Source organism: Leeuwenhoekiella sp. A16 (assembly GCF_047946675.1).
Taxonomy (GTDB): Bacteria; Bacteroidota; Bacteroidia; order Flavobacteriales; family Flavobacteriaceae; genus Leeuwenhoekiella.
In genome coordinates, this window is record NZ_CP172313.1 from 454,330 (window position 1) to 472,409 (window position 18,080).

The following is an 18,080-nucleotide window of genomic DNA, read 5'->3' on the forward strand; positions in this document are numbered from 1 at the left end:
AGACGACTTGTATTAAGGTTGTTTTTTTTATGTGCTTCTTTACATTTAATTTATCTCCTTCTGTTTTAAAAACTTTCATTTCTTAAGGGATTACTAATCCTCTTTGAGGTGCCAATTCTTTTCGCTTACTTTAAAAATATTATCCACTATCTCTAATTACTTAAAGCATAAAAGAGATACTATAACTAACCAAAGTATGTTGAATTTAAAAGAGCACGAGGAAATTTTTCTTGGGCTTGAAGATGATGATAGAACATTTCCCACAGCAGCATTTGAGCTTCTCAAAAAACTTAATCTGCTCACCGTTACACTTCCTTCCATTTTTGGGGGTAAATCATATGGAGAAAAGAAAAACGCTAAACTTTTAAATATCCTAAAAGAGGTAGGCAAAGCAGATCTTTCTGTAGGTCGTATTTATGAAGGTCACATTAACGCCTTACTGCTCATTGCACAGTACGGCAGTGCTCAGCAAAAACAACGCTATTTTAAAGATGCACACAATGGCAAGCTTTTTAGTGTTTGGAATACACAGCGAAAGTCTGATGGAGTTCATTTAATCCAAACCGATTCTCAAAATAAATTAGAAGGTGCAAAGATCTTTTGTTCCGGCGGACTGCATATTGACAGACCTATCATTACTGCGAAAACAAAGAAAGGCTGGCAAATGGTGGTTATTGAAACTGAAAAACATAAAGAATTAAAGGAAGACTTTTCACTATGGAAACCTCTGGGAATGCGAGCATCAGTAAGTTCAAGAATAGATTTTACAGATGTTCTTCTTGAACCTGTCAATCTCTTAGGGAATATAGACGATTATTCACAGCAACCTTCATTTACCGGTGGCGCCATACGATTTGCGGCAGTACAATTAGGAGGTGCAGAAGCTGTTGCCGAAGCTACTGTGGCGCATTTAAAAAAGCTAAAAAGAACCGAAGATCCTTACCAACAGATGCGCTTAGGCAAGATTGCCATATTACTTGAGCAAGGTCGCCTGTGGATAGAAAAATCGGGGGAAATAGCCGATAAATCGGGAGATTCTTCGGGAGATATTTTAGTAAATTATGCTAATATGATGCGTACTGCCATTCTCGATATTTGTACAGAAGTGATGCAACTAGCAGAGCGATGTGTGGGTTTAAAAGGTTTTATGCATGATCATGCCATAGAAAAATTGCATCGTGATCTCGCTACTTATCTCAAACAGCCGGGACCTGATCTGGCTCTGACAAGTGTGGGTGAATTTGTAACAAAAATAGAATGCATCAACTATGTTAGATAAAATTTTACCTCAGGATCTTTACGACGCTCCATTTTTAAATAGCTCAGGGATTGCAACAGATATAGGACCATCTATTTTTTTTGCTCCCCATCCAGATGATGAATCTTTAGGCTGCGGGGGTATGATTGCTATGTTACGGGCAGCACAAGTGCCGGTCACGGTTGTTTTTATGACGAGCGGTTCGGCATCACATCCCAACTCAAAAGAATATCCTGCCAAAAAACTGGCAAAAACAAGAGAACAAGAAGCACAGGCTGCTTGCGCTGCCTTAGGTGTTGAAGATGAGAAGGTCTTTTTTCTGCACCGGCAGGATTCTCAAATGCCTTTTCTTTTAAACAGTGAATACTCAAAGCTTAAAAGTGACATCGCAGCTATTGTTGAACAAAGTGAAAGAAATACTGTTTTTGTCCCGTGGAGACGTGACCCGCATGGGGATCACATTGCAAGTACAAAAGTTATTTTAGAAACTTTGAAAGAACATAAAATCCCGGTGCAAATAGTAGAATATCCTGTTTGGCTTTGGAAAAACGGAAAACCTCATCACTGGCCAGACGGTGATAATGTCCAGCCATTTCGTCTTAATATTAGCAGTGTAAAAAATAAAAAGGAAAAAGCAATATTCTGTCACCAGACACAAACATCAAAGTTAATCGCAGACGATCCTGAAGGTTTTATTCTTACACCAGATTTGCTCGAGCCATTTCTGGGAGATTATGAGTATTACCTGTTCTCACCGGGCGGGAATGAAAAGACGCTTACTTCAGAATATTTCAACAGATTGTATAATGATAATAACGATCCCTGGAATTTTGAAAATAGCCATTACGAGCATGAAAAGTATGAGCGATCAATTCTAGCTCTGGGCGAAAGGATTTATGAATCAACTTTTGAGATAGGGTGCTCAATTGGTGTTTTAAGTGAAAAATTAGCCCAGCGCACTAAAAAACTCCTTTCTATCGATATAAGTGGAATCCCTATAAATGCAGCAAAAGAAAGATGTGCTAAGTTAGACCACGTTTCATTTGAAGTGATGGATGTTTCAAGAAATTTTCCAAATGAAAACTTTGACCTTATCGTTATGTCTGAAGTTGGTTATTATTTGGAAAAAGAAAATCTCCTGCATGTTTTTAACGAGATAAACACACATTTGCTACCTGGCGGCAACTTTTTAATGGTACACTGGACCTCTTACGTAGGCGATTATCCACTTACAGGTAAACAGGTTCATCTGCTATTTGAGCAGTTTGCTGCCGGTAGTGAAGCCGGTTATTCCCTAAAAACTAAATACGTTCATGAGAACTATGAACTCGTTCTCTATGAGAAAAAAGCTTAAACTTTTTCGTGCTCAACGGTAATAAAATAAGTTTCAAGTTGTGCTATAGCCATAAAAATATCGATGTCGGGATAGGTAACATTCCACTTAGAACTGTTAGGAAGTGCAGATTCTAAAAATCTAACCAAAGATTGATAGCGATCATGTGTTTTATACAATTCTTTCAATTGATCATGAGGCATTTTAAGTTTATCGCAGATCTCTTTTACAAGGTTTAAATTCCCGGTTAAATAAAGCTGCTTTATTAGCTCGTAAGCAGAAAATTTCTGAAACAATTTTTCAAAACTTTCTACATTATAACTGTCTCTGCGCTCATCAAACTCAGCCCACTCCCGCAATTGATTACCAAAACCGCCGGGAACTCTTGGTGTAGTGCGAGTTGACGTAGTAACCACGGTTTGCATGCAGTGTTTCACTTTAAAACCATGCGATAAAACCAATTCATATAAGGCGATATCTTCAAGAAAACCCAACGGTGGTATACCACCTATCTTTTGATACGCATATTTTCTGATAGACAAATTAGGACCAGAATTGTGCGCATGTTTTGGCCAGGGATCGCTAAAATCAGGATAGAGTGTCGACTCTAACTTACACATCAAGTCTAGATAATGTCTGCTGGCATGCAGGTATTTTTTAGCCTTTGTATCAAGATGTGCGTCATCTACCAGAATGCGACCACAAATAAGACCATAATCTGCATCGAGATATTGATAAATTCCACTCAGAAAAAATTTATCTGCGACAGTATCTGCATCGGTAGTGACAATGAATCCATCTTTAGAAACACGGCTACAGGCAATATTCATCAAAATACGTCTGGCAACGCCTACGTTACTAATTATTTTAGAATTAGAAACCAGTACATGAAGCGGAAAATCGGGGTTTTTATGCTTAAAATCGTTGCATTTTCTTAAGGTATCATCGGTGCAATTATTACATAGCACAAGAACCTCAAAAAGATCATAATCAAAACATGCTCCACTTAAATAAAACTGCTTTTTTAAAGACTGAAGCGTACGAACAATAGTCGCCTCTTCATTTTTTGCGGGAACCGTTATTAAAATATCTTTTTTAAAATCTGTCTTTTTTTGAAAATAACCATTCCCAATAATTCGCGACAGCTGGTCAATAACATTTATATCGTCCACCGCTGTCAAAAGATTCGTTTCTTTAACTGTTCTATCATAGCTTGATTTTAGAGCATTTTCATTAGTCATATCTGCATGAATCTAAATTATATTTTAAAATCAATTTATGTAAATGTTTTGGACATATTTAACATGTGCTAATCGCTAAAGAGGGGTTTTAATAAGCTGAATTAAGTAAAATCAGTAAGCTATTAGATTTCGCTTCAAGCGAAAAATATTGTAGCTGTGCTTTATCTATTAAACGAAACCTATTTAAGTTAAATAATGATTAAACAATATAAAAACAAGTTGAATATCTCTTAAAAAAATTAGCTTTGGTCGGTTTTAATCTGCTAAATTCAGATAGAATTAAAATCCTTTATTGACTGAACAATAAAGGTATAAGCCAAAAATAAAATGAAGATCTTTCATTGCCATAATTGTTCAAATCCCGTTTATTTTGAGAATACCCATTGTGAGAAATGCCAAAGTCAATTAGGCTATCTTAGTGAGACAAATGACTTAGTTGTCCTGGAACCCAGTGAAAATGCCTGGCAAACAAAACCCGACAGCGGCAAACTGTATCAGTATTGTGAAAATCATAGTTACAATGCATGTAACTGGCTGGTAGCTTTAGAAGATATGGGTGAGGAGGGACTTTGTGAGGCATGCGACCTCAACAGGACCATACCCTATTTACAAGTTGAGCACCAACTACAGGAATGGCTTAGGCTGGAACGTGCAAAACACAGGTTGATCTACACTTTAAAAAGATTTAATCTGCCTTTGGTTTCTAAGAATGAAGATCCTGAAAATGGGCTGGCTTTTGATTTCCTGTCTGCAGATAATTTAAAAAACCCGAAAAATGGCATCAAAACCGGTCACTTTAAGGGATTAATCACTATAAATATTGCTGAGGCAGATCCTGTGCACCGTGAATATATGCGCACACAGATGGAGGAGCGATACCGCACATTATTGGGTCATTTTCGGCATGAAGTGGGTCATTATTATTGGGAGCGTTTAATTTTAACTGACGAAAAAATACTAGCAGACTTTCGCGCTGTTTTTGGCGATGAGACTCAGGATTACGGTGTAGCACTACAAAATCATTATGAGAACGGTCCACCGGCAGATTGGGCAAAAACCTTCGTTAGTAAATACGCAGCATCTCATGCCTGGGAAGACTGGGCAGAAAGCTGGTCGCACTACTTACACATAATTGATACGCTGGAAACAGCGTATGCTTTTGGATTGCAAATAGACCCCGATAATACGAAAAATTCGCCGCTTTATATGCAGGCTAATTTCGACCCTTTTGAGGAAAAGGATTTTGATAAAATCATTGGCGCCTGTTTGCCGCTTACATTTGCGGTTAACAGTTTAAATCGCAGTATGGGCCAGCCAGATCTGTATCCTTTCATTTTACCGCCCCCGGTGATTGAGAAGTTACGATTTATACATAAACTTCTAAAAGGCCAGTTTAATTGAGACTTTTCAACCTTGATTTGAAATTAATAGGCTCTTACCTTTTTACCTAGTATCAAAACTTTAAATTTACTTGAAAATTCTAAGTCTTTATGGCTAAAAAATTAAATCAACTTGAAGCTACCGCTATTTGCGGAAATGATATTAGTTCTTCTTGTCTTTACGTTTCTGCACTCGCAATTGTCTATGCCGGTCAATATGCTTGGGTGTCACTTCTAATAGTTGCCGCCGTATTGTTTTTGTTTAGACGTATTTATGGTGAGGTAGTTGGCGCACTTCCTCTTAACGGTGGCGCTTATAATGCTTTGCTCAATACTACTCAAAAATCTACTGCTTCTCTTGCCGCTGCCCTAACCGTACTTTCATATATGGCTACCGCGGTAATATCGGCAAGTGAGGCTGTAAAATATGCATATAGCATTTGGGATGTAATCCCTATTGTCCCTACAACCATAGGTCTTTTGCTATTGTTTATGGGACTTGTAATTCTGGGGATAGGTGAATCTTCTAAAGTTGCTATTGCAATATTTCTCTTTCACCTTTTATCTCTAACAATACTTTGTGGTTTCTGTATTTATTACTTTTTCACGCATGATTTTACAACATTAACAGACAATTTTAAACTTCCTGTAAATGGCAATATAGGTATGGCTCTATTCTTTGGCTTCTCTGCCGCCATGTTGGGTATAAGTGGCTTTGAAAGTTCTGCCAATTATGTAGAAGAACAAAAGTTGGGTGTTTTTCCTAAAACCTTACGCAATATGTGGATCGTGGTAAGCATTTTCAATCCGCTTATTGCTTTTCTCGCTTTGGCTCTAATTCCTATGAATGTGGTAGACAGTAATCAGGATGCCTTGTTATCTTTTTTGGGTAGTATTTCTGGCGGTAACTGGCTTTCTTTTTTAGTGGGTCTTGATGCATCTCTCGTTTTAAGTGGTGCTGTGCTTACTTCATTTGTGGGAGTGGGCGGTTTAATGGAACGTATGGCGCTAGATCGCATTTTACCAAGTGTTTTGCTGAAAAAGAATAAAAGAAACAGTTCATATCTTATTTTCATAGTATTCTTTATTCTGTGTACTTCTGTGCTTTTTGTAACCGAAGGTGACCTTGCAAAACTGGCTGGTGTTTACACCATAGCTTTCCTTTCAGTTATGGTACTTTTTGGCATAGGGAATATTCTACTTAAAATAAATCGTAAAAATTTACCTCGACCTGAACGCGCTTCATGGATTGCCTTAATAATTGCTATCGCTGCAGTTTTTGCGGCAATTATTGGCAATGTTGTTCTTAATCCACAGTACGTAACCATATTTCTGGAATATTTAATACCTACAGTAGCTGTAGTATTTTTTATGCTTTACAGGATCGCGATACTTAAATTCTTCCTGTATTTTATAAATTATATTTCGCCAGACGATAGTAATTTCTTCAAAAAGCTGAACCGCAAAACGATGAGCATACTCGCCAGAGTAAGTGGTCAGGAATTTGTTTTTTTCACTAATCATGACAATGTAGAAACCCTGAATAAGGTCATGCTGTACATGATCAAGAATGAACCTACAAGAAGACTAAAAATCGTTGCTGTAGTAGATGAAAAAACTAAAGCTACTGCAAAACTTAAATCTGATATTGAGGTTCTTGATCGTGCTTATCCCAGCATACACATTGACTATATTGAGGAGGAAGGAAAATTTGGACCCGAAAAAATTAGAGAACTTTCAAGACGCTGGAATATCCCTGTGAACTTTATGTTTATAGGCGCACCCGGTGAGCAATTTCCATATAAAGTACAGCAATTAGGCGAAGTACGATTGATCATTTAATTAGTCAAGAACAACTTCGAGAATATTTGCGGAATGCTTTCCTGCCTCATTAGAGATAAAAAGTTTGCCTTCGGGGCTGAAAGTAATTCCTTCCGGCTGGCGAAAATCATCATGATCCAGCTTATAAATGCGCTTAGGATTACCTTCTGTGTCTACAACTAACAGCTTGGGGCGCACACCTTCTAAAAGATAGGTCTCATGAGTGAGCGGGTTAATTGCTATCTCTGAAGGTCTAAATGTTTTGTACATTTTTTTCTCCTCATAATCAGCAAAAATCTTGCTTTTAAGGTCAATTTTTAAAATTGCTGTAGAGTCAATTCTGTTAGTATTTAAATTGAAGCCATATATGGTTTTGTAATTCTCATCTCCGGGATTTTCGTCTTTAGCGGCAAGTAAGAGGCGATTATTCTTCTTGTCAAGAGCCAGGCTTTCTGTGTTGTTTTTATGCGACAGTGGCGTGTCATATTCAGACACGTTTATGTTTTCCTCATTGTAATTTTCAATCTTAAAAATAGTTCCGTCACTTCTTAACGCGTAGATCGTATTGCCTTCTGCAGATAGTCCTTCAAAATCCCCTGCATCGCCAAATGGGATTTTCTTTGTAATCTTTTTATCCTTGAGATTATATATAAAAATAATGCCTTCCTCATCCTGTATGCAGGCAAGATTACCATCATCAAGCCATGTGATTCCTGATACTTCGTTTAACTCTTTTGGTAATTCCCATTTATTCTTGATATCATATTCTTTATCACCTTTATCAGAAGGATTAAATACCGTAAAATAAATACCCCCTAAAACCAGCGTTGCAGCAAATATTCCTATATATAGATATTTTAGTAATGTCATGTTATTTTCTATTTGGTATAAGAAACGTAAAACCTTCTTTTTCTTATTTAAATTATAAGTTAAAAATGTACTTACGGTGTTTCATTAACCGTTCCAAATACAGGAAAATTGTTCATTTAATTTTGCTACAAGGAAAATATCCTATAAAATGGATATTTTCCTGAAATCGTTTTTAATTTTGGCGTAAATTTGAGAACACCTTTTTTGATTTTATGGAAGAGAGATTATATGCTGTTATAGATGTAGAAACCACCGGTAATGGTATCAACGGCAATCGCATTACAGAAATCTGCATTGTGCTGCTAAAAAACGGCGAAATTCTTGAAAAATTCACCTCGCTGGTTAATCCAGAGCGATTTGTACCATCATTTATTACAGGCTTAACCGGCATCACAAATGAAATGGTAGAAGATGCGCCCAAATTTGATGAGATCGCAGATGAAGTTAGGCGCATAACCACCGGTGCCGTATTTGTAGCACACAATGTCAACTTTGATTATAATGTCATACGCAATGAGTTTAAAAATATAGGACAAGACTTTACTCGCAAGAAATTGTGTACTGTAAGATTATCGCGAAAGCTAATTCCCGGTTTATATTCTTATAGTCTTGGTCGCTTATGCGAAACTTTAAAAATCAAATTAAATGACAGACACCGTGCAGAAGGAGACACAGACGCTACTGTTATTTTATTTCAGAAAATACTCAACTTGGAAAATGGTCTTTCTACGATAAACGGTTTTCTAAATGCCAGATCAAAAGAAGCTACGCTACCACCTCATCTCACCGCAGATAATATTAACCAACTCCCAGAAGCGACGGGAATCTATTTATTTCGTGATAAAAAAGGAAAGATAATTTATGCCGGTAAAGCGATCAATATCAAGCAACGGGTAATTAGTCATTTTTATGATAAAAAAAACACCGAATATTTACTTGGTCAGGAAACACATTCTATTGACTACGAAGTTACGGGCAGTGAACTTATAGCCCTGCTCCTTGAAGCAGAAAAAATTGCACAGAATTACCCAAGGTTTAATAAAGCGCAGAAGAAAACGCCACAGCCTTACAGTATTGTTTCTTATGTAAATCAAAAAGGAATAATTCAGCTCGCTCTTACCCGAGGTAAAAATATTTACAATGTGCATGATTATTTTTTCACCCGAGCTAAGGGTATTGAAAAGCTGGAAGAACTATGTCTGGAATATAATTTGTGTCCACGCTTTTGTGGTCTGCAAACCAGTACGGCACATTGCTCACATTATAAAATCACAAGTTGTAAAGGTGTATGCGTGGGTGAAGAAAGCACAACGCTTTATAATTTTAGAGTAAAACAAGCCTGTGATTCACTTTTTAATGCAAAGATGGATTATGTCATAAAGCATAAGGGCAGAACAGAAGATGAGCATGCATTTATCTTAATTAGCGATGGCTGCTATCAGGGGTATGGATACATTAGTCAGGAAGAACAAATAACGTCTGTTGATCATCTTGATAGTTTTCTTGTTAGACAAAAACATACTTATCATACAGATAAAATAATTCGTAGTTACATCAGGCAAAAAAGTGAGCACCCCATCATCAATCTTGAACCTCAGCGGTCTTCTATACTAGAAAAGGTGAGCTTTATGTAGCTCACCTTTGTCTCTAAATCTTTATATTTTAATAAAAATTAATCCTGCATAATAGCTTCCTGCTCTAGTGACTTTTCTACTTTAACAACCACAGATTTGCTTATAGGCGTATTGCTATAATCTGCATTGTGATTGTAAGGAACAAGGACGTTTGTCTCGGGATAATAAGCTGCTATATTTCCCACAGGGATATTATAAGGAATCACAAGAAATTTGAAAGCTTTGCGTTCTTGCCCGTCATAATTACTCATCATATGAATCACATCAAGCTTTTTAAGACCATGTTTCTTCATATCTGCTTCATTCATAAATACTACGCGTCTTTCATTATACACTCCTCTATACCTATCGTTTAAACCATAAATAGTTGTATTAAATTGATCGTGAGAGCGTATTGTCATAAGCAGCAACTCATCTTCTGTCAACTTATGATTGGGTAAGCCATTTACACAAAATTGGGCCCTGCCGTTTGGCATCATGCTAAAATCAAGATTCCTCACATTGTTAGGCAAATAATAACCTACACCTTCAGAATCGAGACTGGTATCTGTAAAACCCGCCGAAACCAGATCGATTTTAGATCGTATAAGGTCATAATCCTGACACAAATTTTTCCAGTCTACAGGATGATTTCCCTTATAATAAGCTTCTGCCATCCCTCCTACTATTTCGGTCTCACTTTTTAGCACGTTAGACGCCGGCTTAAAAATACCTTTAGACCTTCTTATCTGGCCCATGCTATTTTCAATGGTATTATATCTGTTGTTCCCTTTGTTGTCAATATCCTTTTCTGAACGCCCAAGTGTAGGCAGAATTAAAGCCGTTTTTCCTGTTATTAAGTGGCTTCTGTTAAGTTTTGTACTTATTTGAACAGTTAGATCGCAGTTTTGCATAGCTTCTGCCGTGTATTCTGTATCTGAAGCGGCCATAACAAAGTTTCCGCCAAGAGAAACAAATACCTTTACTTTACCATCGTGCATAGCAGGTATAGCTTTCATAACGTCATATCCCTCTTCATCTGAAGGCTCAAAACCAAAAACATCTTTAATTTTTTGATTGACCTCTTCATCTATATAATGCATTATACCCACGCTTCGGTCTCCCTGCACATTGCTATGACCGCGTACAGGACATGTACCTGCACCGGTTTTACCCATACTTCCTTTAAGCATTAATAAATTGACATACTCCTTAATTGTGGCAACACCGTTTTTGTGTTGGGTGAGACCCATTGCCCAGCAAATAATTATTCTGGATTTTTTAGCTAAAAGCCCTACAACCTGATTTATAAGATCTTCACTTACCCCACACATATCAAGAAGCTCACGCTCAGAATAAACGTCAAGATCTGCCAGAACCTTTTCATAACCTTCGGTATATGTCTTTATAAACTCATGGTCAAAAACCGAATGATCTTTTTTGTCTAGCGTAGCCAATTTTTTCATAATTAGCTTTACAAGCGGAATATCCTGATTTATTCTCACTTGCAAATGCACATCTGCCATACGCTCGCCAGAACCTACCCAGCCACTTACTTCCTGCGGATTCTTAAAACGTACCAAACCCGCCTCTTCTAACGGATTTATAGCAACTATCTTACCGCCGTTTTGTTTACACTTCTCCAGAGCAGACATCATTCTGGGATGATTTGTTCCCGGGTTCTGCCCTGCAATTATGATTACTTCTGCATCATCAAAATCTTCCAGCTTAACAGATCCCTTGCCTATTCCTAACATATCTACTAAAGCTTTACCGCTGGATTCATGGCACATATTAGAACAATCTGGCATATTGTTACTGCCCATTGCCCGCACAAAAAGACCATACATAAAAGCCGCCTCGTTACTTGATCTCCCTGAAGTATAAAAAACACCTTCCTGCGGGGAGTTCATTTTGTGTAACTCATCTGCAATAAGTTGATAGGCATCATCCCAGCTTATGGGCTCATAAAAAATACTATCTGGTCGCAGCACCATTGGCTCTGTTAACCTTCCGCTTTTTCCTATTTTATAATCTGACCAACTTGATAATTCTTCTACAGAATATTTAGCAAAAAAATCACGCTCTACGCGGTAATTAGTAGCTTCTTCAGAAAGTGCTTTCCCGCCGTTCTCACAATATTCTGCTATTTTAGAAGGATGTTTAGGATCTGGCCATGCGCAACTCATACAGGCAAAACCCTCTTGTTGATTTAATTTTGCGAGTCCTTTAAATGATTTTAAAACACCCATTTCTTTAAATGTATGTTTTAAAGTAGCCTGTACCGCTGGCACACCGGCAGCATAATCCATAGGTTCCTCTACTCGTATTCCGGAAAAATCCTGAGGAATACGAAAAGAGACATTTCTTTTTATTTTTTCCATTGTAATTTTATTTAGAACCGGGTCTGGCTAATTTTTAGCCTGTAGAAGCGATTTTGATCCGGTTAGGACTGATTTTTAATTTCACCTGAATTTAAAATTTAGTTTTTAATCAGCCGGATGACTTTTACGATTTTGTATATTCTTTAACAGCCTTAAAACTCAATTTTTAGGCCCTTCCTGTTAAATTAAGTTAAACTGAAAAAAAGTGACCGGGCTTTGTTGAATTTTGCCAAAAATTTATAAAATGAACGATATAAAAGCATACGGGGCAACTTCTGCAACTGCAGAGTTAAAGCCTCTTGATATTAAAAGAAGATCACTCACTGCAGACGATGTAGAAATTGACATTACTTACTGCGGTGTTTGCCATAGCGATATTCATATCATTCGCAATGACTGGAAGAATTCTCAATATCCTGTTGTACCGGGTCACGAGATAGTAGGCCGCGTTACTAAAGTTGGCGCCAATGTCTCTAAATTTAAAGAAGGTGATCTTGTGGGTGTAGGTTGCCTTGTAGATTCATGTCAGGAATGTGAATCGTGTAAAGAAGATCTTGAACAGTATTGTGAAAACGGAGCTACATTCACTTACAACGGAGCAGATAAACATTTAGGCGGCCATACCTTTGGCGGGTATTCTGAAAAAGTTGTAGTAGATAAAAATTTCGTTTTAAGTATCCCAGAAAATATTGACGAAAAAGCAGCGGCACCTTTGCTTTGTGCAGGTATAACCACCTGGTCTCCTCTACGTCATTGGGATGTAAAGAAAGGCGATAAAGTAGGCGTCATAGGTCTGGGTGGTCTAGGCCATATGGGTATTAAATTTGCTCACGCTATGGGCGCGCATACCGTAATGATCACCACCTCACCAGAGAAATCTAAAGATGCTGAAGAACTAGGTGCAGACGAAGTCCTAATTTTTAAAGATGCTGATGCAATGGCAAAACATGCCGGTTCTTTTGACTTTCTTCTTAACACAATTCCCGTAGGTCACGAGATGGATCCTTATATCGCTTTACTTAAAAGAGATGCAACAATGGTTTTAGTAGGTGCTATTGAGCCCCTTAAACCATTTCATGGTGGCGCTGTTGTTATGGGCCGTAAAAGAATTGCGGGATCTATGATAGGTGGACTAAAAGAAACTCAGGAAATGCTTGACTTCTGTGGAGAACATAATATAGTTTCTGATATCGAACTTATCAATATGCAGGATATTAATGAAGCGTACGAACGGGTTATTAAAGCAGATGTGAAATACAGATTTGTGATCGACATGAAATCATTGAAAGAGAGCTAGTTAATTTCGTACAAGCAATATTTACCTAAAGGAGCTCATTGAGCTCCTTTTTTTTTATGCTCAACGGCAGCGCAAACGATGTACGTTAAAATATATCAAAAACAAATTCAAACAAACGTTTAATTTAAACAATCGTTTAATTTTGTGTATGATTTAGAAAATGAAATGGATTTAAACGATAAACAAATACAAATTTTAGAGGTTGCCGAGAAGCTTTTTGCAGAAAATGGTTTTGATGGTACATCTGTGCGTCACATTGCAAAAGAAGCCGATGTAAACGTGGCGATGATCTCTTATTATTTTGGCTCTAAAGAGAAATTGCTGGGCACATTGATGATTTATAGAGCATCTCATTTTAGGATACAAGCAGAATCTGTTCTTACCGAAGAGATGAGCTATCTTGATCGTATTGATGCTTTAATAGAATTTGCCATTAAGCGCATTCACAGCAATCGCAGGATGTACAAGATTATTCACTTTGAATATTCTAATGTTTCCAGACAGATAGATTTTGATAATTACCTCGACCAGAAACTAGAGAATTACAAACTCATAGAAAATTTTGTGAAAGATGGGCAACGAGCCGGTGTTTTTAGTAAAACCGTAGATATCCCGCTTATTTTCCCCACAATTCTGGGTACATATTTCAACTTCTACTACAACAAATCCTTTTTTCAAAGAATGCACGGCCTTGATAATATCACCTCTTTTGATGATTTTGTCTACAAAAAACTAACTCCACATATACAAAAAACCATTAAAGCCTTATTAACTTATGAAATATAGATTCCTTCTGTTAGTTCTGCTTGTATTTTTTGGCTTAAGCCAAACATACGCCCAGCAGGTTACAGAATTAACCCTTAAACAAGCGGTAGATCTTGCACTCACAAATAGCGATGATTCTAAAATTGCTGATGCGAAAGTGAATACTGCCATGGGTGAACTTAACGTCACCAAAAACAACCAATATCCTGATTTTGACATATCAGGACAATATTTGTATTTAACTAATGCCGATGTAAATCTGCAAATATCTACAACTGAAAGCGATCCTGATCCTGATGAAGCCAGTGATGCCGGCACACCTAATGTAGACCAATTATTGCTGGGTCAGGCAACCGTTTCTATGCCTTTATTTTCGGGTTTTAAGCTCAAAAACCTACTAAAAGCGGGTGAAAATCAGTATAAAGCGGCAATTTCTTCGGCTAAAAATGACAAAGAACAACTGGCTTTACAAACGATTAGCACCTATATAAATCTTTATAAAGCTAATAAAACTGTAGAACTGGTAACCGAAAATCTCAAAAGCACAGAGCAGCGCGTAAAAGATTTTCAGGCAATGGAAGAGAATGGTCTTCTAGCTCGTAACGATCTTTTAAAAGCTCAACTACAACAATCTAATGTTGCTCTTACTTTACAGGAAGCCATTAAAAATCGCAATATTCTAAACTACAGACTTACCGTATTTCTAAAATTGCCGGCAGGATCGCAAATTAATCCCAGTGATGCGAGTTTTGGCCCTGCGCCAGAAATGTTAGAAAATGAGATCACAAGAAGCGATCTTGATGCCTTACAATATCAGGAAGAGGCTGCTCAAAACCAGATCAAAGTAGCACAGAGTAAATTTTATCCTTCGCTGGCTCTTACCGGGGGGTACATCGCGCTTGATCTGCATAATGCACTCACTGTAAAAAATGCAATGAATGTAGGTGTAGGTCTGTCATACAATCTTGCAGATATATTTAAAGCTAAAAACGATGTAAAAGTTGCCCAAAGTCGGGCAGAAGAATTGAAGTTTAACGTAGATAAAGTTTCAGACCAGATTAAAGTACAAGTCGAGAACAAACGTCAGGACTATCAATTAGAACTGAAGAAATTTGAGGTTTACACCAAATCTGAAGAGCAGGCAGCAGAAAATTACAGGATCGTTAAAGATAAGTACGACAACGGTCTGGTAGACACAAATGACCTGCTTGAAGCAGATGTACAACAACTTCAGGCAAAAATAAACCTAACGTATTCGCAGGCAGATATTACGCAAAAATATTTCGAACTACTTACAGCCAAAGGGCAATTAACCGATCAATTTATACAATAACTACTCATTTTATCAAAAATGGAACAGAAGAAAAAAACAAATAAAAAGTTCATAATCATAATTTCAGCCATTGTATTAATAGGTCTGGTTTATGGTACTTATAAGATCATACATTCTTTGGGACATGAAGAAACAGATGATGCGCAGATAGAAGCAAATATGAATTCTATCATACCACACGTAGGTGGTTATGTTGAGAAAGTATATGTTAACGACAATCAATTTGTAAAGAAGGGAGATACCCTGTTTACAATTGATAAGCGAGATTATCTGGTAAATCTTGAGCAGGCACAAGCAGGACTTGCAGCAGCTCAAAGTCAGTTAGGAGTGGCACAGGCAAGTATTGGTTCTTACCAGGCCAATGCAGCAGCTTCCAGCGCTCAGGTTAAATCTGCAAGCGGCAATATAGAAACAGCGAAGATTAGATTACGCAGAGCAACAGATGATTTTAAAAGGTATGAGAACCTCTATAGCAATCACTCTATCACCACACAGCAATATGAGCAGGCGCTGGCCGCAAAGCAGGAAGCAGAAGCTCAGGTTCAGATTCTTCAAAATCAGCAAAAAGCATCTTCAAGTCAAAGCAGAGCTGCTTTTTCACAAACAGATATTTCTGAAAAACAAGTAACTGTAGCAGAAGCAAATATAAAAAGCGCTCAGGCTAAAGTTGATGCTGCTCAATTAAATATTGATTACACGACAGTAACCGCACCCATAGATGGTCAACTTTCTAGTGTAGACTTACAAGCCGGTCAATATGTTCAACCTGGTCAGGCTCTTTTTTATCTTGTAAATACAGCAGACAAATGGGTGATCGCAAATTTTAAAGAAACCCAGCTTGAGAAAATGAAAGTGGGTCAGGTAGTGAGTGTAGAAGTAGATGCGTACCCGGGTGAAGAATTCTTAGGAAAGATTTCAAACTTCTCTCCTGCTACGGGTGCACGTTTTTCTTTACTGCCTCCAGATAACGCAACAGGAAACTTCGTAAAGACCATTCAGCGACTACCAGTGAAAATTGATTTCACAGAAGAAAATAACACTGATGAATTGAAAAAGTTACGCTCAGGAATGAATGTAACCGTTGATGTACACCTAAAATAATATGCAGGACGAAGAAAACGACTTAGTAGAATACGGGTTTAGACGTGTAATTATTACTGTTACCGCTATACTCTGTGCTTTACTTGAGATCATAGATACGACCATTGTTAACGTTGCTCTAAACGACATGCGTGGTAGTCTGGGAGCAACTCTTAATGATATTGCCTGGGTAATTACAGCATACGCGATTGCTAACGTTATAATCATCCCCATGACAAGTTGGTTATCTAAACAATTTGGGCGTCGTAATTACTTTGCAGCTTCTATTATTATATTCACGGTTTCTTCATTTTTATGCGGAAACGCCACTAATATATGGGAACTCGTCGTATTTAGATTCATACAAGGTATGGGTGGAGGTGCTTTGCTCGTAACCGCACAAACTATTATCACAGAAAGTTATCCGGTTGCAAAACGTGGTATGGCACAGGCTATTTATGGTATGGGGATTATAGTTGGTCCTACTTTGGGACCACCGTTGGGAGGTTATTTAGTAGACAATTTCTCATGGCCCTATATTTTCTATATCAATATACCTTTAGGAATTATCGCTACTATTTTCACGATAATGTTTGTTAAGAGTCCTAAATACGGTGATAAATTAAAAGCAAGTCAGGTAGACTGGTGGGGGATAATTTTGCTTACTGTTTTCATTGGCTCACTTCAATTTGTCCTTGAACATGGCCAGCAGGATGATTGGTTTCAGGATATTACAATTGTCGTGTTAAGTATCGCTTCATTTTTTGGATTGATCTTATTTATCTGGCGTGAACTGGTGTACGAGCATCCCATTGTTAACCTGAGAGTGCTGAGAGATAGCAATCTAAAAGTAGGGACGCTTATGACATTCATTATGGGTTTTGGTATTTATGGTACAACTTTTATAATACCTATTTATACCCAGGCAATTTTAGGATGGACGGCTACAGATGCTGGTTTGCTATTAATACCAAGCTCAATTACAATAGCATTTATGATGCCTATTATTGGGAAAATGCTAGAACGTGGAGTGTCGCAAAAATATATGGTGGCAACAGGTTTCTCACTATTCTTCATCTTTTGCCTATGGATGCATAATATAATGACGCCTGATACGGGAGGTGAACATATGTTCTGGCCTCTTGTGGTACGTGGTTTAGGATTAGGATTGTTATTTGTACCTATTACCACCCTTGCCCTTTCTTCATTAAAAGGGAAAGATATTGGTGAGGGAGCCGCATTTACCGGTATGATGAGACAATTAGGAGGTTCTTTTGGTATTGCTATTATAACAACAATGATTTCACGGTTAAATCAGCAGCATCGTGTTGATCTTATACCTAATTTAAGCGCAGTAAATGCTAATGTTCAACAGCGAATTCAAGGGCTACAGCAGATGTTCATAAGTAAAGGCTTTAGTGCAAACGAGGCGTTAGCACGAGCTTATCAAATTCTTGAGGGTACTATTACAAAACAGACAACAGTACTTTCTTATATGGAGATCTTTCTGTATCTGGGTATCATGTTTTTACTATGTGTGCCCTTTGTACTGCTAATACGTAAAGGTGCAGGTAAAGTTGATACTTCAGCGGTGCATTAAATCAGCTTAAATTTATTTCGCTTAAAGCGAAATATTATCATCTTAATAATCAACAGGCTAAAGACCATTTCGTTTTTAGCCTGTTTTTGTATTTATAATATTTAGT

Annotated in this window: 13 protein-coding genes; 10 read left to right on the top strand and 3 right to left on the bottom strand. The window is 37.5% G+C overall.

All coding sequences use genetic code 11. The features are described from left to right. The first annotated feature begins 196 nt into the window (after positions 1-196). Positions 197-1,279, top strand: a complete 1,083-nt coding sequence (locus ACH3O9_RS01980; protein WP_416443847.1) for an acyl-CoA dehydrogenase family protein — start codon at positions 197-199, stop codon at positions 1,277-1,279. Beyond that, on the top strand, positions 1,269-2,612 hold the full coding sequence (locus ACH3O9_RS01985) for a bifunctional PIG-L family deacetylase/class I SAM-dependent methyltransferase (protein WP_416443849.1): 1,344 nt from the start codon (positions 1,269-1,271) through the stop codon (positions 2,610-2,612). The genes ACH3O9_RS01980 and ACH3O9_RS01985 overlap by 11 nt, the downstream gene beginning before the upstream one ends. Here the strand turns inward: ACH3O9_RS01985 and ACH3O9_RS01990 are convergent. After that, positions 2,609-3,832 carry a glycosyltransferase gene (locus ACH3O9_RS01990; RefSeq protein ID WP_416443851.1) on the bottom strand — a complete coding sequence of 408 codons (1,224 nt, stop codon included), beginning with the start codon at positions 3,830-3,832 and terminating at the stop codon, positions 2,609-2,611. The two genes, ACH3O9_RS01985 and ACH3O9_RS01990, sit on opposite strands and share 4 nt — an antisense overlap. 327 nt (positions 3,833-4,159) lie before the next feature. On the opposite strand from ACH3O9_RS01990, the gene ACH3O9_RS01995 reads away from it, so the two are divergent. Then, positions 4,160-5,233 (top strand): zinc-binding metallopeptidase family protein, encoded by a 1,074-nt coding sequence (locus ACH3O9_RS01995; protein ID WP_416443853.1) that lies wholly within the window; start codon positions 4,160-4,162, stop codon positions 5,231-5,233. Positions 5,234-5,322: 89 nt separating this feature from the next. After that, the gene (locus tag ACH3O9_RS02000; protein ID WP_416443855.1) at positions 5,323-7,053 is read left to right on the top strand and encodes an APC family permease; all 1,731 of its coding nucleotides are present in this window, start codon (positions 5,323-5,325) and stop codon (positions 7,051-7,053) included. Here ACH3O9_RS02000 and ACH3O9_RS02005 read toward each other — a convergent pair whose 3' ends face one another. Beyond that, on the bottom strand, positions 7,054-7,902 hold the full coding sequence (locus ACH3O9_RS02005) for an SdiA-regulated domain-containing protein (RefSeq protein ID WP_416443857.1): 849 nt from the start codon (positions 7,900-7,902) through the stop codon (positions 7,054-7,056). A 212-nt stretch (positions 7,903-8,114) separates the two neighbouring features. Here ACH3O9_RS02005 and ACH3O9_RS02010 point away from each other — a divergent pair, with 212 nt between their 5' ends. Beyond that, positions 8,115-9,536, top strand: a complete 1,422-nt coding sequence (locus ACH3O9_RS02010) for an exonuclease domain-containing protein (protein WP_416443859.1) — start codon at positions 8,115-8,117, stop codon at positions 9,534-9,536. A 38-nt stretch (positions 9,537-9,574) separates the two neighbouring features. Here ACH3O9_RS02010 and ACH3O9_RS02015 read toward each other — a convergent pair whose 3' ends face one another. Continuing rightward, positions 9,575-11,899, bottom strand: coding sequence for an FdhF/YdeP family oxidoreductase (locus ACH3O9_RS02015; RefSeq protein ID WP_416443861.1), 2,325 nt, complete (start codon positions 11,897-11,899; stop codon positions 9,575-9,577). A gap of 244 nt (positions 11,900-12,143) precedes the next feature. Here ACH3O9_RS02015 and ACH3O9_RS02020 point away from each other — a divergent pair, with 244 nt between their 5' ends. The 5 genes from ACH3O9_RS02020 (at position 12,144) to ACH3O9_RS02040 (ending at position 17,974) form a co-directional block, all read left to right on the top strand. Continuing rightward, a complete protein-coding gene (locus tag ACH3O9_RS02020) occupies positions 12,144-13,196 on the top strand; it encodes an NAD(P)-dependent alcohol dehydrogenase (RefSeq protein ID WP_416443863.1) in 1,053 nt (350 codons plus the stop codon). 144 nt (positions 13,197-13,340) lie between these two features. Continuing rightward, complete coding sequence (locus tag ACH3O9_RS02025; protein WP_416443865.1) at positions 13,341-13,982, top strand: TetR family transcriptional regulator; 642 nt, start codon at positions 13,341-13,343, stop codon at positions 13,980-13,982. Beyond that, on the top strand, positions 13,972-15,294 hold the full coding sequence (locus tag ACH3O9_RS02030) for a TolC family protein (protein WP_416443867.1): 1,323 nt from the start codon (positions 13,972-13,974) through the stop codon (positions 15,292-15,294). The genes ACH3O9_RS02025 and ACH3O9_RS02030 overlap by 11 nt, the downstream gene beginning before the upstream one ends. 18 nt (positions 15,295-15,312) lie before the next feature. Next, positions 15,313-16,395 carry an HlyD family secretion protein gene (locus tag ACH3O9_RS02035; protein WP_416443869.1) on the top strand — a complete coding sequence of 361 codons (1,083 nt, stop codon included), beginning with the start codon at positions 15,313-15,315 and terminating at the stop codon, positions 16,393-16,395. A gap of 1 nt (position 16,396) precedes the next feature. Then, positions 16,397-17,974 (top strand): MDR family MFS transporter, encoded by a 1,578-nt coding sequence (locus ACH3O9_RS02040; RefSeq protein WP_416443871.1) that lies wholly within the window; start codon positions 16,397-16,399, stop codon positions 17,972-17,974. Positions 17,975-18,080: the final 106 nt, after the last annotated feature.